Consider the following 22,541-nt stretch of genomic DNA (forward strand, 5'->3'; position numbering starts at 1 on the left):
GCCCAGCCCCCCTCCGCCTCCGCCCAGCCTCCTCCGCCTCCGCCTGGCCCCCTCCCCCTCCCCCTCCCCCTCCGCCTAGCCTCCTTGGGCGGCGGGGCCGCCCCCCGGGGGCGGGACGGGCGGGCAAGGGGGCGGCCCCTCTCGCTCCGGGCCCGCCCCGGAGCACCCCCGGCCAGCCCCGGTACCGCCTCGCCCCTCGCACGGGGGTCGGACCGGTGCTGCCCGCCTTTACCTCCGCGATCAGGTGCGCCGCGCCCGGGTGCGCCTGCGGCGGGCTGCCCCTCCCCGCCCCTTCACCTAAAGCGCTCGCCGCGCGGCTGTCTCGCGTACGTGCGGGCACGTCGTGGCTGGCCGCGCAGTTCCCCGCGCCCCTAAAGGGGCGCACCCCGTACCGCCAATCAGGCAAGACACGCCCACCCCACACCCCCACATAAGTATGACAAACCACCACCCGTGTGAGCCTTGCGCACATTGTCGAGAGCTGTCGGCACAGCACCCCACCGACACATCCAAGGAGCACACGTGCGGGAGCGCATCATCCGGAGCGGCGTGGCGACAGCCGTGCTGCTCTCCTCAGTGGCGGGCACCCTGGCCGCCTCCCCGGCAAGCGCCTCCGCGCGCCTCGCGGACGCCGAAGTCGGCATCACCAAACGCGTCACCGGCGCCGCCATGCCCATCGAACCCGGCGGTGTGTTCTCGTACACCCTCACCGCCTCCTGCTCGTCGCTGACGACGGCCTGCGTCAACCCCGTCGTCGAGGATGTCCTCCCGGCCGACTTCGACATCACGTCGCTGCCCAAGTCGACCGACACCCGGACGGTCACCTACGACCAAGCCACCCGGAAGCTGACCATCCACTTCGCCGAGCCGCTCGCGAGCCCGCCCGCCCCGCCCGGTTCCGCCGGACTCCCCGCGGGTGTCAGCCGCGAGGTGTCCATCGGCATGCGGGTGCCTGCCGAGACCACGCTCACCGACGGGTCGAAGATCCCGAACACGGCGACCATCAACGCCGACAACGCGGGCCCGGAATCCTCGTCCGCCGACGTCACGGTCCGCATTCCGCGCGTGGTACGCCCCGCCACCACCAAGAACTGGTCGTTCAGCTCGACGGTCGCCCAGTCCGGCGAGAACTCCACGATCACCCTCGGGGTGCGCAACGGTTCCTCGACCTCCGCCGACGTGACCGCGCTGACCGTCGGCGACACCACGGCCGCCACCTACGAGAACTTCAACGTCACCGGCGTCGGGCCGGTCTCCCGGTTCCCCGCAGGGGCGGACCGGGTGCGGGTGCTGGTGTGCACCAAGCCGACCAAGACCCCTTGCGGACCCGGCGAGTTCGTGGCCGGGCCGATCGGCCCGGGGCCCGGGGTGACGCTGCCGCCCGGCGTCTCGCCGGACCGCATCACCGGGGTGCAGTTCGAGTTCACCGCCGCTTCCGGCGCGAAGCTCCCGTACGACCCGACCGGCGGCCAGGTCGCCATCGACGTCGTCCTGCGGGACAAGCTCCGCGAGACCGGTGCCCCGATCGATCCGCCGACCCGTCAGGAGGTGCGCAACTGCGCCTCGGTGAGCGCCAAGGACGCCACGGTCGGCACGGTCGCCGGACCCGAGGCGTGCGCCAGCCACGACATCCTGCCGAACATCGCGACCGTGCAGGGCACCAAGGAGTACTTTTCCGACACCTCCGGCGACTACCGGGAGAACGGCACCGCCCTCATCGGCACCAAGCCTCCCGTCAGCATGGTCGTCGGGGCCCGCAACACCGCGTCCTTCCCGGTCGCGACCCTGACCATCACCGAGCCCTCGGACAGCGCGGCCAGCGAGTTCGACAAGTTCGACGCCTCGAAGATGGCGGTGGAGTTCCCCCAGGGAGCCACCTCGGCCACCCTCACCGTGGTGTGCCGCGACGGCTCCAAGCCGGCCCCGGTCCAGCTCTCTCCGGCCCCCGGCCGCCAGGACCTGCCGAACACCGGATGCCCGCCGGGCAACCCTCCCAAGCAGGTCTCCGTCACCTTCCGGGGCACCGACGCCAAGGGCAGCGGCACCATCGCCTCCAACGCCCTCGGCCGCCTCTCCCTCCACGGCACCCTCAACGACAAGGCCGTCGCCCAGGACGCCGTCGACGGGATCAGCAACTGCGCGGACGTCTCCGCCACCAACCCGGTGGACGGCTCGGGGTCGGGTTCCGGCACCGCCTGCAAGAGCCTCCTCCCGGAGAACCCTCGGAACGACATCCGCACCTCCAAGACGGCCGACAAGACGGAGGTCCCGCCGGACACCCCGGTGACCTTCACCCTGGACCTGGCCAACGCGGGCACCATCGCCATGGACCGGCCCGCGATCACCGACCCGGGCGACCCGAAGGCCGCCGGCAACCCGTTCGACGTCGTACGCCTCACCGAGCTGAAGCTGCGCTACCGCGAGCCGTCCGGTCTGCCCGTGCTCCTGGAGGTCTACGACCCGACGACGTCCGCCTGGGTCGCGTACAACGCCGCGGACACGGCGCTGCTGACCCGCGCCAAGGGCGTGCGGGCCCGGCTCGCCGACGGCAGCCTGCCGCCGAACGGGCGGATCATCGTCGATGTGGTGGTGCAGCGCAGGGACGGTGTCGCCGAGGACGTCAGCTTCACCAACTGCGCGCGGATCACCTCCAACGGCCGGCCGATCGGGAGCGACCCCTGCACCCGTGAGCCCAACGTCACCAAGCCCGCCCGCAGCGGCGGCTCCGTCCAGAAGACGATCTCGCCGTCCGTGGTCGCCAGGACCCTGCCCGGCGTCCCCCGCCAGGAGCCCGACGTACGCATCGAGGCCCTCAACACCGGCAACGTCAACCTGAAGGAACTCGTCGTCACGGACGCCGACGCGGACTTCTTCGACGCCGCGGACTTCGTCCGCATCACCGGCGTGACCTTCCCGCCGGGCGCCAACCAGGTGCGCGTCGACGCGTGCACGGACGGCTGCACGGCCAACCCGCCGGTGTACGTCAACGGGACGACCGGCACCTCCACCACCCCGGGCCTTCCGGCCGGTGTCGACGCGGCCGACGTGCGCGGACTGCGCTTCACCTTCTCGAACTCCAGCGGTGGATACGTCCTGACGCCCGGCGCCCCCGACCGGCGCGGCGCCTGCCCGAACATCGTCTGCTTCAAGGTGGCGGCCCGGCAGAACCTCCGCTCGGACCCCGCCACCCCGATCCCCGAGACGCTCTCCGACACGGCGAGCGCGGCAGGCGAGAGCCCGCTCCAGCAGCCGGGCCAGAAGTTCCCGTTCGGGGACAGCACGGCGACCCTGAAGGTGCAGGAAGGGCGCGGCAAGCTCGCCGTCGCGAAGGGCCCCGACTCACGCATCGGACCCGGTGAGAGCGCCCCGTTCACCCTGACCGTCCGCAACACCGGCACCGGCCCGGTCGGCTCGCTGGTGATGGCCGACCCGATTCCCGAACTGCTGCGCTTCGACGAGACGTACGCCGGTACCGGTGGGCTGCCGTTCCGGATGACCTTCAAGGTGCCCGCAGGTACGCCCGAGCCGCCGCAGCCGGTGTTCGAACCGACGCGCGGCCCCGACGGCCGGATCACACACGTCAGATGGCGCTTCCCCGACTGGTCGATGCTGCCCGGCGCCGAAGTGAAGATCACCTTCCAGGTGAAGCTGGCCCCCGGTGTCCCCGGCGACTCCGTCATCCAGAACGTGTTCGGCGCGGGCTCGGAGACCGACAAGGACCTGGAGTGCCAGAAGGACACGCCGCGCGACGGCGAGAGCGTGGACGACACCAAGAACTTCGGCCCGGGCCGCTACTGCACCTCCCGCGCCGAGATCACCACCCTGCCCGGCACCGCGTTCGAGGCCAGCAAGTGGGTCTCGGGCAATGACGCGCTGGGCTTCTACAACTCGGTCACCAAGAGTTACGTGGACCTGGGCTCGCCCGCCTGCCCCGTGCTGAAGCAGGGCGGCCGGACCTACACGCAGTACCCGTGCATCGCGCTCGTCCAGCCCGGAGAGAACTTCGACTACCTGCTGCGGGCCGTCAACTCCGGTACCGACGCGACCACGGAGGTACGGCTGCTGGACGTCTTCCCCTATCTGGGTGACACCGGCGTACTGCTCGGCAACCAGGCCCGGGGCACCGAGTGGAGCCCCCGCCCCCGGCTGACCGGTGCGCCCGAACTGGTCGGACCCGGCACCCTGGCCACCAAGTACGCGACCGTGGCGAACCCGTGTTCCGACCTGATCGCCACTCCCCGCCGCGACTGCGCCAAGGGCGACTGGAAGCCCGGCCACACCAAGGAGGCCACCGGCGTCGAGATGCGCGTCACCTTCGACAAGACCCTGCCGCCCGGCGGCGAGATCTTCGTACGGATGCCGATGTCCTCCCCCGTCGACCTGGACAAGCCCGGCGACCCGTCCGTCGCCTGGAACTCCTTCGCGCACTCCGAGACGGTCATCCAGAACGGCCGCAAGACGGACCTGCCGACCACCGAGCCGCCCAAGGTGGGCATCGGAATGCGGTTCGGCAACCTGCGCATCGACAAGATCGAGATCAATCCGCCGGAGGGCGTCGACGTCGGCTCGTACAAGGCCGGATACCGCTGCACGGTCACCCCGACCGGCGGCGAGCCTCAGGTGGTGCGCGAGGGCGTCTTCGAGTTCACTCCGTACTCTCCGATGGCACTGATCGGCGTACCGGCGGGAGCCCGGTGCGAGGTCTGGGAGATCAACACGCGCGGCGCGGCGACGCCCGCCCGGTTCGGCGGCCCGGGCCCCCAGGTCGTGATCATCACCCCGGCCTCTCCGAATGAGCGCGGGGAGCACATCGAGATCACCAACACCTTCGTGGACGCCTCGCTCAAGGTCCGCAAGAAGACCACCGGTGCGGCGGCCAAGGATTACGGCAAGGGCCCGTTCACGGTCACGGTCGACTGCCGCTTCCGGAACCAGCAACTGGCCGGATTCCCCCAGGACCTCACCTTCCACGGCGACGGCGAGACCGGCATCGACGGTCTGCCCACCGGCGCCCGCTGCACGGCGACCGAGCCCGGCCGGGGCGGGGCGCACACCGTGGAGGTGACCACCACCGGCTCGGCGGACAAGGACGCCGCCGTCATCGGATCCGTCACGGGCGAGACGGCCGGACTGACCGTCACCAACGACTTCCCGACCGGTTCGCTGAAGGTCGTGAAGCAGGTCACGGGCGCGGGCGCCGCGTTCGCCAACCGGACGTTCCGCTTCCGGGTGCTGTGCTCCTTCAACGGCAAGAAGGACGCGGTCGTCCGTATGGTCACGTCCCGCAAGCCCACCCTCACCGGCCAGGTCGACGACATTCCGGTCGGCGCCGAGTGCATGGTGGAGGAGGTCGACACGGCGGGCGCCGACGAGACGCCGAAGCCGGTCGGCCCGGTGACCATCACCAAGAGCGGTCCGACCCCCACCGTCGCGGTGGACTTCACCAACACCTTCTCCCTCGGCCACCTCACCCTCCGCAAGGAGATCGAGGGCGCTCCGGCGGACGCTCCTTACGCGAAGAGCTACGAGTTCTACGTGACCTGCATCCGTGAGTCGGAGACCTCGGACGGCGATCCGATCGTCGCCTTCGTCGTCCGCAAGCGCTTCACGGTCAAGGCGGGCGAAACGCTGAAGATCCCCGGCGACCTCCCGATCGGGGCGCGCTGCTGGGCGGAGGAACTGAACGACGGCGGGGCCACCCACGCCGATGTCGACCACAGCAGCCACGGCAGCGCGGTCGTCGTCACGAAGGACGCCCCGGAGGTGACGATCACGGCGAAGAACACGTACGAGACGGGCGTTCTCCTCCTCGCCAAGAAGGTCGTCGGCACCCCCTCGGGCCGTCCCTTCACTCTCGCTCTCTCCTGCACCCTGCGCACCAAGGACGGCAAGGAAATCGTCCTGGTGGACCGCCGCCCCTACACCTTCCCGGAGGCCGGTTCCCGCGCCGTGGACGACCTCGGTTTCCCGCTCCCGAAGGGCACCCGCTGCTGGGCCACCGAACCCGACAACGGCGGGGCGACCACCAGCACCGTGGACCACGACACCCCCGAGAAGGCGGTCACGATCGGCGGCCTGGACTCCGAGCCACTGACGATCACGGCTACGAACACCTACGAGACGGGCACCCTGCGTCTCGCCAAGAAGGTCGTCGGCACCCCCTCGGGCCGCCCCTTCACCCTCGCCCTCACCTGTACCCAGCGCATCGAGGACGGCAAGGAAATCGTCCTGGTCGACCGCCGCCCCTACACCTTCGCGGCAGCCGGTTCGCGTGAGGTGGACGACCTCGGCTTCCCGCTCCCGAAGGGCGCGCGCTGCTGGGCGACCGAGACGGACAACGGCGGGGCCACGCAGTCGGTGGTCGACCACGACACCCCGGAGAAGGCGGTCACCATCGGAGGCAAGGACTCCGAACCGCTGACGATCACGGCCACGAACACCTTCAAGCCGAAGCCTCCGCCGCCGTCCCCCAAGGCCCGTTTCACGGTGTCCAAGCAGGTGGTGGGCAGCGGTCCCGGCCCGTTCGCCTTCCGGGCGACGTGCACCGCTCCGGGCGCCCAACGGCCTTTCCTGAAAGTGGACTTCACGCTCCTGCCGGGCCGCAGCCGCACCTTCACCGTCCCTGAGGGCTCGCTCTGCTCCGCACGGGAGACCAGCGTGCCGCGCGGCGCGAAGGTCACGGTCCGCGACTCCGACCCGCGTACGGCGGGCGGCGCGACGGACGGAGTCGTCCGGGCGAAGGGCGATGTGTGGGTGCGGGTGACGAACACCTTCCCGCCGAAGCCCCCGAAGCCCAAGCGGTAACAGGGCCTCGCAGGGCCCCGTGATCCAGGACTCGCTGCCCCGCACCGGGAGGACCGGTGCGGGGCAGCGGTGTCATCACGTCAGTGACAGTTGACGCTCTCGGCCTTGGAGGGGCTCCCCTTGCCCTTCCAGGAGCAGGAGTCGATGCTCCTGCCCCGGGCGTTGTACAGGGTGGCGGTCTCCTGGCCGCTGTTGTTCCAGACGTACGCGGCACGCCCCCGGTACCGGTGGTCCCAGTACACGTTCGCGGCGGTGTTGCGCCCGCTGCCCGTACGCAGGGTCACCGTCTTGCCCGCGCCCACCTTCAGCGCCCGGAAGGTGTACGTCCAGCCGTTCTTGTCGCGGACCTTGTAGCCCTGGAGCTGGACGGCGGACCGCCCCGCGTTGTGGATCTGGACGTACTCGGAGTTCCGGCTCGCGTTCGAACCGGTGTCGTTACCGGCCCCGTTGTACGTGATCCACCCGAAGTGGACACCCCCCTGGTGCCTCGGCGCGGCCTGCGCCGGAGCCACCGCGCACACGAGCAGCCCGGCCACCCCTACCGCGACCGGCGCGACCACTCGTATGCCGTTCCCACGAAACATTCAAACCCCCACCATTCACAGGGCTCACACACCGTGAACCTCATGGACACATGCCATCACAACTGGTGTCCCACGGCGGCATGTTCAGCGAATGTCGATTTCCGCGCGCACGGCCTTCCCGCCGGGCTCACGCTCGTCTTCCAGGAGGCAGCCACTTCGGCCGGTTCGGCATGGGTGAGCTCGACCATTGCCAAGAAGACCTGGACGGGAGCCTCTCCGAGGAGCGGGAGCAGAGGCAGTCCGTAACCGTCTCGTCCGACATTGAGCCGGAGCAGCCGACGGGCCAGATCGTCGATCTCCACCGGAACCTCGGCCGAAGCCGATATCCCCCACGACGCAGGGGCTCGCGTTCCAGGACGGCCCACAGGTCATCCCCGACGTCCCTGCCATCGACTCCAGCTGCCGCCGCGTCGAGCACGGTGTCCGCGTTCACCCGGCGGTGGTCGGCCCACTCGTGGAACAGCCACCAGGCGATCTGCCGCTCTCCCTCCGTCGTGACCCGGCCGTCCACGCCCCGCGCCCGCCGCACGATCCCGTCGTGCGCGCGCAGGAAGGTCTCGTGGTCGCGTCGGAAATCGTCGGTGGCGTCGGACTGCACGCGACGTCGCAGGACCGGGCAGGCATCCTCACGGCCGCCGCGACCGTCGTCCGCGCCTTCCGGGGCAAGCGGTGACGTCGTCAGCCGCCCCGGACGACGAACCGGACCGGGGTGCCGGGTACCGCCTGGGCCGCTGCGGCGAGGTGCTGCTCCGGGACGACGCCGATCACCGGGTAGCCGCCCGTCACGGGGTGGTCGGCGAGGAAGACGACGGGCAGCCCGTCCGGGGGTACCTGGACCGCCCCCAACACCATTCCCTCACTGGGGAGTTCGTTCTCCTTGATACGGGCGAGGGCGGGGCCCTCGGTGCGCAGGCCGATGCGGTTGGCGGCCGGGGAGACGCGGTATCCGGGCCCGGCGAGGGTACGGAGCGCCTCCTCGGTGAACCAGTCGTGGCGGGGGCCGAGAAGGAGGGGCAGGACGAGTTCGTGGGGCGGGGCCTGCCAGGGGTGCGCGTCCGGGGCGGGCGGGGCGGGGCGTTGCGGGGTTCCGACGGGGAGCACCGCGCCGGAGGTGAGCGGGGCGGGCCCGAGACCGGAGAGGAGGTCCGTGGAGCGACTGCCGAGGACCGGCTCGACCGCGACACCTCCTGCGACGGCAACGTACGTACGGAGACCGGCAGTTGGGCGTCCGACGTCGAGGACCTCACCGGCCGGGACGCGTACGGGCGCACCCCACGGCGCGGGCCGACCGCCGATCCGGACGGGAGCCGGAGCGCCTGTGACGGCGATCGTCACGGCGGTACGGGTGCGGAGGGCGACGCCGTCGAGGGTGGTCTCCAGGGTGGCGGCGTCGGCGGGATTGCCGACGAGCCGGTTGGCCAGCCGGTGGGCGTGCACATCAAGGGCACCGGAACGGGGAACGCCCAGGTGGGCATGGCCGGGACGCCCTTCGTCCTGCACGGTGGTGAGGACTCCGGCGCGTACGACGTCGAGGGCGGACGCGGTGACGTCGGCGTCGAGCGCGGTCGTGGTGCCGTCGGCGTCGAGCGCGGTCGTGGTGCCGTCGGCGGTCGTCACGTACGGGACTCCTCGTGTGCGGCGGTGAACTCGTCTGCGGCGGTGAAGCGGACCCGGGTGCCGGGGGCGAGCAGAGCGGCGGGCTTGCGGCCGGGGTCCCAGAGGACGGCGTCGGTGGAGCCGACGAGCTGCCAGCCGCCGGGGGAAGAGCGGGGGTAGACGCCCGCGTACTCCCCCGCGAGGGCGACCGAACCGGCGGGGACGGCGGTGCGCGGGGTGGCGCGCCGGGGCAGGTGGAGTTCGGCGGGCAGCCCGGAGAGATACCCGAAGCCGGGCGCGAAACCGCAGAAGGCGACGCGGAGTTCGAGGTCGGCGAGTGTCTCGGGGACCCGCTCGGCGGGCATGCCCCAGAGCCGTGCCACCTCCGCCAGATCGGGCCCGTCGTACCGCACCGGAATCTCGATCAGCCGCCCCCCGTCGGAGGCGAGCGGCGGGATGTGCCACGTGCGGAGGTCGGCGGCGAGGGCCTGCGGATCGTCGAGTCCGTCGAGGAGCACGGTCCGCGCGGCCGGGACGATGTCCCGGACCCCGGGCAGGTTCCCGGCGGCGCGGCGTCGGAGGACCTCGGCGTGGAACGCCTGGGCATGGGCGAGGTCGTCGAGCTCGACGAGGAGGGCGTGCGGGCCCATGGGGAGGGCGTGGGGGCTGCCGTTCACCTGCCCCGCACTCACGCGAATGCTCCCAGCTCGACTCCCGCGCCCAGTAGTTCGGCTCGCACTCGCGCTGCGAGTTCCGCCGCTCCCGGGGTGTCCCCGTGCAGGCACAGGGAGCGGGCACGCACCGGGATTTTCTCGCCGGTCAGCGCCACGACCTCGTGGGCCGTGGCCATCGCGAGGGCGCGGGCGACCACCGCGTCCGGGTCGTGGATCACCGCTCCCGGCTCGCGGCGCGACACCAGCGTGCCCTGCGCGGTGTAGGCCCGGTCCGCGAACGCCTCGGGGACGGCCGGGAGTTCGGCTCCGGCGACCGCTGCGAGCAGCTTCGATCCGGGGAGGCCGAGGACCGGGAAGTCCCCCGCGAGGCGCACGCCCGCGACGACCGCCGCAGCCTGCTCCGCGTCATGAACCGTACGGTTGTAGAGCGCGCCGTGCGGCTTGACGTACGAGACGCGGGACCCGGCCGCGCGGGCGAAGACCTCCAACGCGCCGATCTGGTAGGCCACTTCGTCGGCGAGCTCGTCCGGCGGCACGTCCATCGCGCGCCGCCCGAAGCCCGCCAGATCGCGGTACGACACCTGGGCGCCGATCCGCACCCCGCGCTCGGCGGCCCGTTCGCAGACCCTGCGCATCGTGGAGGGGTCGCCCGCGTGGAAGCCGCAGGCGACGTTGGCACTGGTGACGACGGAGAGCAGGGCCTCGTCGTCGGTGAGGGTCCAGCGGCCGAAGCCTTCGCCGAGGTCGGCGTTCAGGTCGATCGCACCGGGCGGGGCGGACGTATCGGGTGCTGCGCTCATGCTCGTACCTCCGAGGGGGACACGGCTGCCGTGAGGGTGTCGAGGATCAGTTGACGGGAGTCGGCGAGGTAGGCCCGCAACTCCGTTTCAGCCGCGTCGAGTTCACTGGCTTCGAGCAGTTCGGCGATGACGCGGTTGCGGCCCACGAAGGGTTCGTGGAGGTGGGCGGGTGAGGGCATCTCCTGGAACACCAGACGCAGTTCGGCGAGGATCGCACTCATGTAGGAGTCGGTGCGCGGGCTGCCCGCGAGCGCGGCGAGTGCGCGGTGGAAGTGGATTCCCGCGTCGGCGACCTGCACCCAGTCGCCGGTCGCGGCGGCGGCCTCACCGGCGGCGACCGCCGCGAGCACATCGGCGATCAGCCGGGGTGCGGCCGCGCCCGCCGCTCGTACACCTGCCGTCTCCAGCGCGAACCGGACCGCGTAGATGTCCGTGATGTCCGCCGGGCCCGGCACGCGCACAAAGACGCCCCGGTTGAACTCGTGCACCACGAGCCTCTCGTGCACCAGCAGCCGGAACGCCTCGCGCACCGTGTTGCGCGAGACACCGTACGCCTGGGCAAACGCCGCCTCGGGCAACTGCTCGCCGGGCTTCAGGCCGCCCTCGGCGATGCGGTCGCGCAACGAGGCGGCCAGGCGCTCGGCGGTGCCGGTGCCCTCACCCGTACCAGTGACCGTATCCACGGCTCCTCCTCGACTACTCACTGTCCGCCGGACATCCGCATGACGGAAACCATTGTGGGATTGTTGAGCAATACCTTACTGTCACCGGAATTCGCCGGTCCGTTCCCAGGGAACGAGACCAGGGCCGAGACCGACCGAATGACGGACCGACTGGAAGGCGGACGGCGCATGATCGTCCTTCTCGGCGTCGCCGTGGTGATCGCAGGATTCGCCACCCGACGCAATCCCCTGCTGGTGGTCGGCATCGCCGGCATAGCCACCGGCCTGCTCGGCGGCCTGTCGCCGCGCGAAGTGCTCGCCTCCTTCGGCGAGGGATTCGCCTCCAGCCGGTCCGTGACGATCTTCGTGATCACGCTGCCGGTGATCGGACTCCTGGAGCGATACGGCCTCCAGGAGCAGGCCCGTCGCCTCATCTCCCGCTTCGCCAGACTCACCACGGGCCGCTTCCTGACCCTCTACCTCGGCCTGCGCCAGATCACCTCCGCGCTCGGCCTCACCACCCTCGGCGGCCCGGCGCAGTCCGTGCGCCCGCTGGTCGCACCGATGGCGGAGGCCGCGGCGGAGAAGAAGTACGGGCCGCTGCCCGAGAAATGGCGCGAGAAGGTCCGCTCGCACTCCTCCGGCGCGGACACCGTCGGTCTGTTCTTCGGCGAGGACTGCTTCCTCGCGATCGGCTCGATCCTGCTCATCACGGGCTTCGTGAACACCACGTACAACCAGCACCTCGAACCCCTGCACCTGGCTCTGTGGGCGATCCCGACCGCCGTGTGCGCCTTCTTCATCCACGGTGCGCGCCTGCTCCGCCTGGACCGTCAGATGGCCCGGGAACTCGCGGCAGCCGGAGCCACGGAAGCCGACAAGGAGAGCGCCAAGTGATCAGGGCAGAGTGGTTCTACTGGCTGATCGGCGCCGTCTTCCTGGTGATGGCCGCGCAGATGTTCCTCGACCGTACGAATCCCAAGCGTCTCGGCACCGCCGCCTTCTGGGGCCTGCTCGGCGTCGGCTTCGTCTACAGCACCTGGGTCGTCGACAAGTCGGCACCCTCCGAGCCGCTGGGCGCCCTGGTCCTCGTGATGATCGTCCTCGCGGGCTTCAACTTCACCGGCCGAGGCAAGGTCAGCACCACCACCCCCGGGCAGCGCACCGCGTCCGCCGTCCGCTTCGGCAGCAAGCTCTTCATTCCGGCGCTGACGATTCCGGTCGTGGCGATGCTGTGCGCGACGCTCGTGAAGAAGATCCATGTCGGAGGCGAGCCGATCTTCCAGGACGGCAGCGAGACCATCCTCGGTCTCGGCGTCGGCTCCCTGGTGGCGCTCGCCGTAGGGATGCTCCTGCTCCGCGAGAAGAAGATCACCGTCCCGATCCACGCAGGCCGCAACATGGTCGAGGCCATGGGCTGGGCGCTGCTGCTGCCCCAGCTCCTGGCCGTACTCGGCTCGATCTTCCAGAAGACGGGCGTCGGCACGCAGGTCGGCAGGATCACCGAAGCCGTCCTCCCGAGCGGCATGATCTACGTCTCGGTCATCGTCTACTGCCTCGGCATGGCCCTCTTCACGATCATCATGGGCAACGCGTTCGCCGCGTTCCCGGTGATGACGGCGGCCATCGGCTGGCCGGTCCTGATCGAGTCGGGCGGCGGAGACCCGGCGGTCGTGCTCGCGGTCGGCATGCTGGCGGGCTTCTGCGGCACGCTGTGCACGCCGATGGCGGCCAACTACAACCTCGTACCGGCGGCACTGCTGGAACTCAAGGACCAGTACGGACCGATCAAGGCACAGATTCCGACGGCGGGCGCGCTGCTGCTGTGCAACATCGCGATCCTCTCGCTGTTCGCCTTCTGAGCCCTGGTCACCCCCGCCCCCTCTCCACCTTCCGGTCCGGTCCCCGAGGAACCCCATGTCACCCCTCCCCCGCGTCCTGCTCACCGGCTTCGAGCCCTTCGGCGGCGAGGACGTCAATCCCTCCTGGCAGGCCGTCTCCCTCGTACGGGACACCCCGCCGGACGGCGTCGACCTCCACACGGTCCGCCTCAGCTGCGCCTTCGGCACGGCGAACGACGAACTCCACGCCGCGGTACGGGACTTCACGCCCGACCTGGTCCTGTGCGTCGGCCAGGCGGGCGGACGCCCCGACCTCACCGTCGAGCGCGTCGCCGTCAACGTCGACGACGCCCGCATCCCCGACAACGCGGGCAACCAGCCCGTCGACGAGCCGATCGCCCCGGACGGCCCGGCCGCGTACTTCGCCCCGCTCCCGGTGAAAGCCTGCGTGGCGGCCGTACGCGAGGCGGGCCTCCCCGCATCGGTCTCCCAGACCGCCGGAACCTTCGTCTGCAACCACGTCTTCTACGGCCTGTCCCACCTCATCGCCACCGAACTCCCCCTCCTGCGCGGCGGTTTCGTCCACGTCCCGTACGCCCCGGAACAGGTGAAGGACCGCGCCCTGCCCTCCCTGCCCGTCTCCGCGATGGCGGACGGCCTGCGCGCGATCATCACGGCCGCACTGACGACGGAGACGGACCTGCGCGTCCCGGAGGGGGCCACGCACTGACCACCATCGGGCGGACGGCGGCGAGCGGGGCCGAAAGTACCCCTTGCATCACACGAGTAACTGCCTTTACGGTCACCGGACTTGAGGAAAGGGAGGCGCCATGGAGAACGACAGGACACCAGAGGACGACACCCGGGCCAAGCCGGAGCTCAAGAAGGTCGCCGTGCGCGACGAGGCCAGGAAGCGGGACCGGCTCACCATCGAGAAGCGACCGGCGTCCTGACCGGGCGGAGCGCGACGCCCGGCGCGGCACGGCGGGCGCCGGGCGTCGTCGCCCCGTACCGAACCTCGTACGAGCACGATGCGGTCGAGTACGACCGGACGGAGAGGGCCGCATGCGCGTTCACCTGGTGACCATGCCCTGGCAGCCGATCGACCTGCCCTCGCTCCAAATCGGCCTGCTGCACGCCCTGTTGACCCGGACGCGGCCGTCCGACGAGGTGCACGAGTTCCACGGCTCGCTGCGCTGGGCGGAATTCCTGCTGGAGCGCACGGACGGGCTGCTGCGCCCGGCCGACCACGTCGAGGTGGGCAGCGACTCGATCTTCGACGGGCTCGGCGACTGGGTCTTCTCCGGCGTCCTGTACGAGGACCCCGACTGGGGCGTCGCACGGCTCGGCGACTACGCGCGGCGGCGCGGGATCCCGGTGGACAAGGCGCACGCCATGCGGGTCCACGCGGCGGAGTTCGTCTCCCGCAGCGCCTCACAGATCCTGTCCGACGACCCGGACGTCGTCGGGTTCACCAGCACCTTCATGCAGAACGTGTCCTCGCTGGCCCTCGCCGCCGAGCTGAAGCGCCGCCGCCCCGGCCTCACCGTGGTCTTCGGCGGCAGCAACTGCGAGGGGCCGATGGGCCACGCCCTGCACCGCAACCACCCGTTCGTCGACTTCGCGGTGCGCGGGGAGGGGGAGTACGCGTTCCCCGCCCTGCTGGCCCATCTGGACGCCCGTACCCCGCCCGTCGACGTACCGGGGCTGTGCTGGTGGGACGGTGGAATCTCGCGGGCCAACGAGGAATCCCGCCGCACGGTGGCCCCGCGTGACATCGCCTCGCCCGAGTACGACGTCTGGCAGGCGGAGCTGGACGCCTCCCCGGTGGCCGAGTACGTCCGTCCGAAACTGGTCGTGGAGGGCGCGCGCGGCTGCTGGTGGGGCGAGAAGCACCACTGCACCTTCTGCGGTCTCAACGGCTCGGCGATGGCGTTCCGCGCCAAGCCCGGCGAGCAGTTGTGGGCCGAGGTCGAGCGGCTCGTCCGACGGCACAAGATCCTCGACGTCGTCACCGTCGACAACATCATCGACATGGCGTACTTCACGGACTTCCTGCCGCGCGCCGCCGACAGCGGCTGGGACCTCCTGATGCACTACGAGGTCAAGTCCAACCTCACCACGGAACAGCTGGCGCTGCTGGCCCGCTCGGGCGCCGTGCACATCCAGCCGGGCATCGAGAGCCTCAACAACCGCGTCCTGGACCTCATGGACAAGGGCGTCACCGGCTCCCGCAACGTCCGTACGCTCCGCGAGTGTGCCGACAAGTCACTGACCTGCACGTGGAACTACCTGTACGGGTTCCCGGGCGAGACGGCGGACGACTACGACGCGGTCGTCGACCAGTTCCCCGCGCTCGTCCACCTCCAGCCGCCGGGCGGCGCGTTCCGCATCCAACTGGAGCGGTTCAGCCCGCACTTCGCCGATCCGGCCCTCGGCTTCGCCGAGCGGACCCCCGCCGAGATGTACGGCCACGTGTACGACCTTCCCGAGGAGGAGCTCGCCGATCTGGTGTACCTCTTCGACACTCCGCCGCGCGGAATCGGCGGCGGGGCGGAGGGACGACTCACCCGGGCAGTGGCCGACTGGCGTGCCCAGCACGCCGGTTCCACCCTGCTGATGGAGTCCGGCGGGGAGGGCGAGCTGCTGGTGCACGACCGGCGGCGCGGCTGGCCGGTGCGCACGCATCGGCTGTACGGCTGGGAGGCCGCCGCTTTCGCGCACCTGGAGCACGGCCGCTCGGGTCCCGCTCTGCACCGGCTGCTCGCCGAGGAGGGGCATCCGGTCGATGCGGGGCGGCTCACGGAGTGGCTCGGCAAGGGCGTGTCCCTGGGGCTGCTGTTCTGCGACGGACGGTCGTACGTCGCACTGCCGCTGCGCAACGCGCCGGTCCGTACCGGTGCCGATGCCACCTCCGATTCCGGCGACGCGGAAGCGGTGACCGTATGACCGGCGGCGGACAGGTCGTCGTGGACGAACCGCTCCCGCTGGGGGCGGGCGGACGCGCCACCGCCGACGCCGTGCGCTTCCTCCGCGAGTGCCAGAGCCAGGCGCGCCCGGTGCGCTGGGAGCCGGACACCGACGCCCTGCCCTTCGACACCGGGCTGCTGCACCACCTCCCGCCACCCGCTTCCCCGTCCACCCTTTCGGACGAGGCGGCGGCCCTGTGGCGGTCCCGTTACGCGTACGGCCTCCTCTACCACCGCCGTGGCCCGGACTTCGTGACGGTCCTGGACCGCAGGGACCCCTCGGCGTCGGCCCGGTTCACCCTCGACGAGCCGGCGCTGCTCGCCGCGTTCCTCACCGTCCAGGACGTCACGGCCCTCGACACGCTCGACCGTGCGCAGCACGAGGCGGTGTCCGTGCTGGCGGACGAGCGCCTCGTCCTGGTCACGCGGGGGTGGGCGGTGGCGCTGCCGCCGCGCCTGCGCCGCTGGCCCGTCCCCTGTACGAGCATCTGACCCTTGACCTCGCCGACGGTCCCCCCGCACGGCCGCACGCCGTGGGGTGCGCTGCGGCGGCACCGCCCGTTCCTGCTGCTCTGCGGCGAGCAGGCGGCCAGCTCGGTCGGGCGGCAGATCACCGCGCTGGCGCTGGCGCTGCTGGCCGTGACCCGCCTGGACGCGGGCCCGTTCGGGGCGTCGGCGCTCCTGGCACTGACGTACCTCCCGGGTGCCGTGCTCAGCCCCCTCGCCGGTGTGCTCGCCGACAGGGCCCGGCTGCGCACCCTGACCGTCGTACTGACCTCCTCGCAGGTGCTGGTGGTCGGCTCGGTCCCGCTCGCCGGGGCGCTCGGCGCTCTCGGCCTGCCCCACCTGTACGGGGTGGCTGCCCTGTCCGGCACCCTGACGTGGACGCTCGCGGTGGCGCTCCAGGCGGCACTGCCCCGGGTGGTCGAGCCCGAGCAGCTCCTGACCGGCAACTCGGCGCTGACCGGCGCCCGTACGACAGGGCAGATCGGCGGCCCCGCCCTGGGCGGCGTCCTCGTCGGGCTGGTCGGTCCTTCCACTGCCCTGCTGGCGGGCAGCAGCGCGTACGCCATCGAGGCCGTACTCCTGTTCGCCCTGCCCGCGTCGCTGAACCGGCCTGCCGAACCCACCGGTGACCGGGGCCCCCGGTTCGCCGCGCTCCGCGAGGGGTTCGCCGTGGTCAGGGCGCATCCGGTGCTGCGCCGCCAGGTCTTGGCAGGCGCGGGTTTCAACCTCGGCAGCGGGGCTGCGGACGCGCTCTTCGTCGTGTACGCCACTCGACAACTTGCCCTCACCTCCTGGCAGTTGGGACTCGTCTACGCCGCCTTCAGCGTGGCCACCGTCGCCGGGGTCCTGCTCGCGGGCAGGTTCGCGACGTCCGTGGAGCTGTACCGGGCGACGCGGATCTGCGCGATGGTGGCGGCCCTCGCGATCTTCCTCGTCCCGGCGGCGTCACTGGGACTCGCCTTCCCCGCACTTCTCGCGTACCAACTCCTCTTCGGCATCACGGCGAGCGTCTGGGCGATCTCCATGACGACCACCCAGCAGCTGATCGCCCCGCCCCGGCTCCAGGGCCGCGTCGCCGGTTTCACCCAGGCGGCCCTGCTGACCACCGTCCCGGTCGGAGCCCTGTCGGCGGGCGCGCTGGCGGCCTGGCTGGGGAACGTACCCGTCCTGACCGGAGCCGCGACGACGACCGTCCTCGCCGCCTCCTCCTTCTGGCTGCCGCAGCGCACCCTCCCCACCGGTTCCCACGCCGTTGTCGGACATACGGGGATGATGACACCCGCCACTGACAACGGCGCGGGCGGACTGCGCGGCCAGCGTCACGTCGCCTCGGACGCCGCCTCGGACGCCGCCCGGGAAACGGCGATCCCGCCCGGCGTCATCCGGAGGATGGCCGAGCGGGATCAGGACGTGCCGGAGTGAGGACCCGAGATCACTCGCCGTCGGGCGTCAGCCGCAGCGAGATCGAGTTGATGCAGTAGCGCTGGTCCGTCGGCGTCGGGTAGCCCTCGCCCTCGAAGACGTGGCCCAGGTGCGAGCCGCAGCGGGCGCAGCGGACCTCCGTGCGGACCATGCCGTGGGAGGTGTCGGAGATCAGCTCGACCGCGTCCGTGTCCTTCGGGTCGTAGAAGGACGGCCAGCCGCAGTGCGAGGCGAACTTCGTGTCCGAGCGGAACAGCTCGGCGTCGCACGCGCGGCAGGAGTAGACGCCGGTCGTCTTGGTGTCCGTGTACTCGCCGACGAAGGCGGGTTCCGTGCCCGCCTGGCGGAGGACCGCGTATTCGGCGGGGGTCAGTTCCTCGCGCCACTGCTCGTCGGGCTTCTCGATGTCGTACGGCATGGTGTGCGTCCCCTTCTTACTTCTGCGCGAGGCGGGCCAGGATCTTGGGGCCCAGGTCCGTCACGTCGCCCGCGCCCATGGTGAGAACCAGATCGCCGGGGCGGGACATTCCCGCGATCACGTCGGGGATGGAGGCGGCGTCCGAGACGGCGGTCACGTCCGCGCCCGCCGCCTTCGCGGCGTCGACGATCAGGGCGCTGGTGATGCCCTCGATCGGGTCCTCGCGGGCCGGGTAGATGTCGAGGACCACGGAGGCGTCGGCGAGGGCCAGGGCCTCGCCCATCTCCTTGCCCAGTTCCTGGGTGCGGGAGAAGAGGTGGGGCTGGAAGACCACGAGGAGGCGGGAGTCCGCGGAGTCCGAGGCGGTGGCGCCGCGCATGGCTTCCAGGTCGGCGGTCATCTCGGTGGGGTGGTGCGCGTACGAGTCGATGACCTGGACGCCCTGCTCCTCGCCCTTGAGCTGGAGGCGGCGCTTGACGCCCGTGTACGTGCCGAGGGCCGAGGCCAGGTTGTGGGCCGGGAGGCCGAGGGCCACGCCCGCGGCGAGGGCGGCGACCGCGTTGTGGGCGTAGTGGGCGCCCGGGACGGAGACGGTGAAGGTGAGGAACTTGCCGTTCAGGAGGACGGTGACCTCGCTGGACAGGCCGCGCGGGGTGATCTTGTGGACGCGGACGTCCGCCTGGGCGGAGTCGCCGTACGTGACGATGTTGAGGAGGTCGTCGTTGCGCAGGCGCGTGGTCAGCTCGACCGCGCCCTCCTGGTCGGCGTTGACGACGAGGGTGCCGCCGGGGACGATCTTGCGGGCGAAGGTCTCGAAGGACTCGTAGATCTCGTCCATCGAGGCGTAGTTCGCGTGGTGGTCGAGTTCCACGTTGAGGACGATGGCGACCTGGGGGTCGTACTTCTGGAAGCTGCGGTCGCTCTCGTCCGCCTCGGCGACGAAGATGTCGCCTTCACCGTGCAGGGCGTTCGTGCCGGGGCCCGCCAGGTCGCCGCCGATGGCGTAGGAGGGGTCCAGGCCCATGCCGGTCAGGGCGACGGCCAGCATGGAGGTGGTGGTCGTCTTGCCGTGGGTGCCCGCGACGGCGATGGCACGCAGGCCGTCCATGAGGGAGGCGAGCGCGTCGGAGCGGTGGACGACGGGGATGTCCAGCTCGGCGGCGCGGACCAGTTCCGGATTGTCGGCGCGGATCGCGGACGACACCACGACGCTGGTGGCGTCGTCCGCGAGGTTGCCGGAGGCGTGGCCGATGTGGACCGTCGCGCCGAGGGCGCGCAGGGAGTCCGCCGTGCCGGACTCCTTGGCGTCGCTGCCCGCGACCTTCGCGCCGCGCTGGGCGAGGATCTTCGCGATGCCCGACATTCCGGCGCCGCCGATGCCGATGAAGTGCGGTCGGTCCAGGGCGGTGGGGATGCCGGGTGCCATGCGGTTCTCCAAGGGTTCTGCTGGCGGAAGGAAGGCTTCAGCCTATTCGCTGTGCGAGAAGAGCTTGAGCACCGGGACGCCGACCTTGTGGCGGGCCCTGGACGCCCAGTCGCGGTGGAAGAACTCCTCCACGTAGTGCGGCGCGGTCAGGACGATCACCTCGTCCGCCCCGGTTTCGTCGACGACGGACCTCAGGACGTCCAGGGGGTGTTCCTCGACCACCCGGCCCACCGCCTCGCTGCCCGCCGCCCGCAGCGCCGTCAGGGAGACGTCGAGGCCCTGCTCGGCGACCGGCCTGGCGTCCTCGCCCTCGGGCTCGTCGCCCTCGTGGACGGCCTCCTCCAGCTCGCCCAGGGCCACGTCGTCAATGGCTCTGAGCAGCACGTCGGCCTGATCTCCGCGTGGCTGCATCAGCACCACGAACGAGACCGCCTCATCGCCGTGCAGGGTCGTGACGAACTCCACGTCGGCCGCAGTGAGGGGCTTCTCGATCATCAATACGCTCGTGAACATGTCGGGCGCCCTTTCTCCTTCTCTGGCCCTGTCCGCCAGCTCTCTGGCCGGTACGCCAGCGCGCTGTGCGTCAGTGCGTCTGTACGTCAGTGCGTCCGTGGACCCGCGCGTCCGTGCGCCAGCGCCTCCGTACGCCTGTGCGCAGCAGCAGCCGCGAAACCTTGCGGAAACCATCCTTCCCCGCGCGGGCACGGGGACCGCGTGGGGTAAGTGTGCCCAGCGAGAACTAAGCGGAACGACAAATTCCGCCGTTTGTCAGCCTGCCGTGAATGATCACATACGGCACTAATTCCGACGGTACTGGGTAAACAGGAACCCGGCCTCCTCCAGAATCGACGCCAAAGCGAAGCGATCCGGAACCGCCAGGCCCGGTCCGTCCGCGATCCGCTGAGCCCGGCCCGCCGTGAGCACCGGGGAGACCGTCAGGCAGAGCTCGTCCAGCACGCCGTCGGCGATGAACTGGGCCAGCAGCCGGGGCCCGCCCTCCGTGAGCTGGCGCTTCAGGCCCCGCTCGGCCAGCGCCCGTACCGCCTTGTCCGTCTCCACCCGGGCGCCGTCCCCGGCGATCAGCACCTCTGCCCCCGCCTCGCGGGCCGCACGGATCCCGTCCAGGGGGGCTCTCGCGCCGGTCAGGACCAGGGTCGGGACGAGGGGCTCGGTGAAGAGAGGGAGGGAGAAGTCCAGGTTCAGGCTGGCGCTGACCACCGCGATGGCCGGTGCAGGGGCCTGACCTGCTGCTTTACGGCGCTCAGCGAAGGCCGCGCGGGCGCGGGCCGGGCGGTAGCCCTCCAGCCGTACCGTTTCCGCACCGACCACGATCACGTCGGCGAGACCCCGCAGGGTGCCGAAGATCCTCATGTCGGTGTCGGAGGAGATCGGCTGGGAACGGCCGTCGTGCTGGGCCGCACCGTCCAGCGAGGAGACCATGTTGGCGCGCAGCCACCCGTCGGCCCCGTCCGCCCCGGCCGCCCCTTCGGCCCCGTCCGCCCCGGAGGGGTACGCGTAGGCGTCGGCCAGCGCGTCGAGGCTCCACTCCCCGGCGCCGTCCGCCGAAGGGTCCCCGTCGGGGCCGTGCGGCGTGGCGTGCGGTGTTTCGTCGGTCACAGGGAACAGGCGTCGCATAAGGGCAGTCTGGCACGGCACGATCCACCAGGACCGGCCCGCCGGGGCAGGCTCTAGAGTGGTCGGTTGTGTCGTCCTCACAGCCGTCTCCGTCGAAGTCCGCCGCTCAGGGGCCCAGCAGCCCCATAGCCGACGCGGTTCCCCTCTCCCTGTGCGCCCGCGAGCCTCGGGTCCCCGCCGACCGGCTGGTGGCCGAGATGGTGCCGCCGCCGCGCTTCGACTCCGTACGGTTCGAGACGTACATCCCCGACCCGAACCAGCCGAGCCAGCCCGAGGCCGTCACGGTCCTGAGCGCCTTCGCGGCCGGGCTCGGGTCCGCGCCGGAGGCCGGGAAGCGGCGCTGGTTCGCCAAGAAGCCCGCCGCGAAGCCGGCCGGGCCGCGCGGGGTGTACCTCGACGGCGGGTACGGCGTCGGCAAGACCCACCTGCTGGCCTCCCTCTGGCACGCGACGCCCGCCGAGCCGTCCCTCAAGGCGTTCGGTACGTTCGTGGAGCTGACGAACCTGGTCGGCGCGCTCGGCTTCCAGCAGACGGTGACCACCCTGAGCGGGCACCGGCTGCTGTGCATCGACGAGTTCGAGCTGGACGACCCGGGCGACACGGTGCTGGTGTCCTCGCTGCTCAGCAGGCTGGTGGAGGCGGGGGTCGCGCTGGCGGCCACGTCCAACACCCTGCCGGGCAAGCTGGGCGAGGGCCGGTTCGCTTCGGCGGACTTCCTGCGGGAGATCCAGGGACTCTCCGCGCACTTCCGCCCGCTGCGCATCGACGGCGAGGACTACCGCCACCGGGGCCTGCCGGAAGCTCCGGCTCCGTACACCGACGAGCAGGTCACGAAGGCCGCGTACGGGACGGAGGGCGCCAGCCTGGACGCCTTCCCCGCGCTCCTCGACCACCTCGCGAAGGTCCACCCGAGCCGGTACGGGGCGCTGACCGACGACCTCAAGGCGGTCTGCCTGACCGGGGTCGTGCCCGTGCCCGACCAGTCGACCGCGCTGCGGCTCGTGGTACTGGCCGACCGGCTGTACGACCGCGAGGTGCCGGTGCTCGCCTCCGGGGTGCCCTTCGACCGGCTCTTCAGTGACGAGATGCTGAACGGCGGGTACCGCAAGAAGTACTTCCGGGCCATCTCCCGGCTCACGGCGCTGGCGAGGGACGCGAAGGGGCTGGTGGCGCAGTAGGTTCGAGGGCGTCACTTTCCTTGAC

19 protein-coding genes are annotated in these 22,541 nt (G+C 71.3%); 10 read left to right on the forward strand and 9 right to left on the reverse strand.

Annotated elements, in window-relative coordinates; translation table 11 throughout:
- Positions 1–522 precede the first annotated feature (522 nt).
- On the forward strand, positions 523–6,804 hold the full coding sequence (locus OG897_RS18715; RefSeq protein WP_266658264.1) for a DUF5979 domain-containing protein: 6,282 nt from the start codon (positions 523–525) through the stop codon (positions 6,802–6,804).
- A gap of 80 nt (positions 6,805–6,884) precedes the next feature.
- On the opposite strand, the gene OG897_RS18720 is transcribed toward OG897_RS18715, so the two are convergent.
- A complete protein-coding gene (locus OG897_RS18720) occupies positions 6,885–7,388 on the reverse strand; it encodes a lamin tail domain-containing protein (RefSeq protein WP_266658265.1) in 504 nt (167 codons plus the stop codon).
- Positions 7,389–7,926: 538 nt separating this feature from the next.
- Between OG897_RS18720 and OG897_RS18725 the strand changes: the two genes are divergently transcribed.
- Positions 7,927–8,061 (forward strand): hypothetical protein, encoded by a 135-nt coding sequence (locus OG897_RS18725; protein WP_266658267.1) that lies wholly within the window; start codon positions 7,927–7,929, stop codon positions 8,059–8,061.
- A 5-nt stretch (positions 8,062–8,066) separates the two neighbouring features.
- On the opposite strand, the gene OG897_RS18730 is transcribed toward OG897_RS18725, so the two are convergent.
- Genes OG897_RS18730 through OG897_RS18745 form a run of 4 tightly spaced genes read right to left on the reverse strand, consistent with a single transcriptional unit; the run spans position 8,067 to position 11,141 of the window.
- On the reverse strand, positions 8,067–9,005 hold the full coding sequence (locus OG897_RS18730) for a biotin-dependent carboxyltransferase family protein (RefSeq protein ID WP_266658269.1): 939 nt from the start codon (positions 9,003–9,005) through the stop codon (positions 8,067–8,069).
- A complete protein-coding gene (locus tag OG897_RS18735) occupies positions 9,002–9,634 on the reverse strand; it encodes an allophanate hydrolase subunit 1 (RefSeq protein ID WP_266660291.1) in 633 nt (210 codons plus the stop codon). Before OG897_RS18735 ends, OG897_RS18730 begins: the two co-directional genes overlap by 4 nt.
- A 38-nt stretch (positions 9,635–9,672) precedes the next feature.
- Complete coding sequence (locus tag OG897_RS18740; RefSeq protein ID WP_266658271.1) at positions 9,673–10,458, reverse strand: LamB/YcsF family protein; 786 nt, start codon at positions 10,456–10,458, stop codon at positions 9,673–9,675.
- Positions 10,455–11,141, reverse strand: a complete 687-nt coding sequence (locus OG897_RS18745; protein ID WP_266658272.1) for a GntR family transcriptional regulator — start codon at positions 11,139–11,141, stop codon at positions 10,455–10,457. The genes OG897_RS18740 and OG897_RS18745 overlap by 4 nt, the downstream gene beginning before the upstream one ends.
- Positions 11,142–11,309: 168 nt before the next feature.
- Between OG897_RS18745 and OG897_RS18750 the strand changes: the two genes are divergently transcribed.
- The 7 genes from OG897_RS18750 (at position 11,310) to OG897_RS18780 (ending at position 17,859) form a co-directional block, all read left to right on the forward strand.
- Positions 11,310–12,017 carry a DUF969 domain-containing protein gene (locus OG897_RS18750; protein WP_266660293.1) on the forward strand — a complete coding sequence of 236 codons (708 nt, stop codon included), beginning with the start codon at positions 11,310–11,312 and terminating at the stop codon, positions 12,015–12,017.
- Positions 12,014–12,982, forward strand: a complete 969-nt coding sequence (locus tag OG897_RS18755) for a DUF979 domain-containing protein (protein ID WP_266658273.1) — start codon at positions 12,014–12,016, stop codon at positions 12,980–12,982. The genes OG897_RS18750 and OG897_RS18755 overlap by 4 nt, the downstream gene beginning before the upstream one ends.
- Positions 12,983–13,037: 55 nt before the next feature.
- Positions 13,038–13,691 (forward strand): pyroglutamyl-peptidase I, encoded by a 654-nt coding sequence (gene pcp, locus OG897_RS18760; protein WP_266658274.1) that lies wholly within the window; start codon positions 13,038–13,040, stop codon positions 13,689–13,691.
- A gap of 100 nt (positions 13,692–13,791) precedes the next feature.
- On the forward strand, positions 13,792–13,914 hold the full coding sequence (locus OG897_RS18765; RefSeq protein WP_266658275.1) for a hypothetical protein: 123 nt from the start codon (positions 13,792–13,794) through the stop codon (positions 13,912–13,914).
- 112 nt (positions 13,915–14,026) lie between these two features.
- A complete protein-coding gene (locus tag OG897_RS18770) occupies positions 14,027–15,910 on the forward strand; it encodes a RiPP maturation radical SAM C-methyltransferase (RefSeq protein ID WP_266658276.1) in 1,884 nt (627 codons plus the stop codon).
- Positions 15,907–16,422: a DUF5825 family protein gene (locus tag OG897_RS18775; RefSeq protein ID WP_266658278.1), complete on the forward strand. Its 516-nt coding sequence runs from the start codon at positions 15,907–15,909 to the stop codon at positions 16,420–16,422. Before OG897_RS18770 ends, OG897_RS18775 begins: the two co-directional genes overlap by 4 nt.
- Before the next feature lie 3 nt (positions 16,423–16,425).
- A complete protein-coding gene (locus OG897_RS18780; protein ID WP_266658280.1) occupies positions 16,426–17,859 on the forward strand; it encodes an MFS transporter in 1,434 nt (477 codons plus the stop codon).
- Between the two features lie 10 nt (positions 17,860–17,869).
- Here the strand turns inward: OG897_RS18780 and msrB are convergent, their stop codons facing one another.
- From msrB to OG897_RS18800, 4 genes are all read right to left on the reverse strand, one after another.
- Positions 17,870–18,277 (reverse strand): peptide-methionine (R)-S-oxide reductase MsrB, encoded by a 408-nt coding sequence (msrB, locus tag OG897_RS18785; protein WP_266658282.1) that lies wholly within the window; start codon positions 18,275–18,277, stop codon positions 17,870–17,872.
- 16 nt (positions 18,278–18,293) lie between these two features.
- Positions 18,294–19,703 carry a UDP-N-acetylmuramate--L-alanine ligase gene (murC, locus tag OG897_RS18790; protein ID WP_266658284.1) on the reverse strand — a complete coding sequence of 470 codons (1,410 nt, stop codon included), beginning with the start codon at positions 19,701–19,703 and terminating at the stop codon, positions 18,294–18,296.
- A gap of 42 nt (positions 19,704–19,745) precedes the next feature.
- Positions 19,746–20,216, reverse strand: coding sequence for an indole-3-glycerol phosphate synthase (locus OG897_RS18795; protein ID WP_266658286.1), 471 nt, complete (start codon positions 20,214–20,216; stop codon positions 19,746–19,748).
- A 285-nt stretch (positions 20,217–20,501) separates the two neighbouring features.
- Positions 20,502–21,338 (reverse strand): pyrimidine reductase family protein, encoded by an 837-nt coding sequence (locus OG897_RS18800; RefSeq protein WP_266658288.1) that lies wholly within the window; start codon positions 21,336–21,338, stop codon positions 20,502–20,504.
- A gap of 125 nt (positions 21,339–21,463) precedes the next feature.
- Here OG897_RS18800 and zapE point away from each other — a divergent pair, with 125 nt between their 5' ends.
- Entirely contained in the window at positions 21,464–22,516 is a 1,053-nt protein-coding gene (zapE, locus tag OG897_RS18805) for a cell division protein ZapE (protein WP_266660295.1), read from the forward strand.
- Positions 22,517–22,541: the final 25 nt, after the last annotated feature.

This window comes from Streptomyces sp. NBC_00237 (assembly GCF_026342435.1).
Lineage (GTDB): Bacteria > Actinomycetota > Actinomycetes > Streptomycetales > Streptomycetaceae > Streptomyces.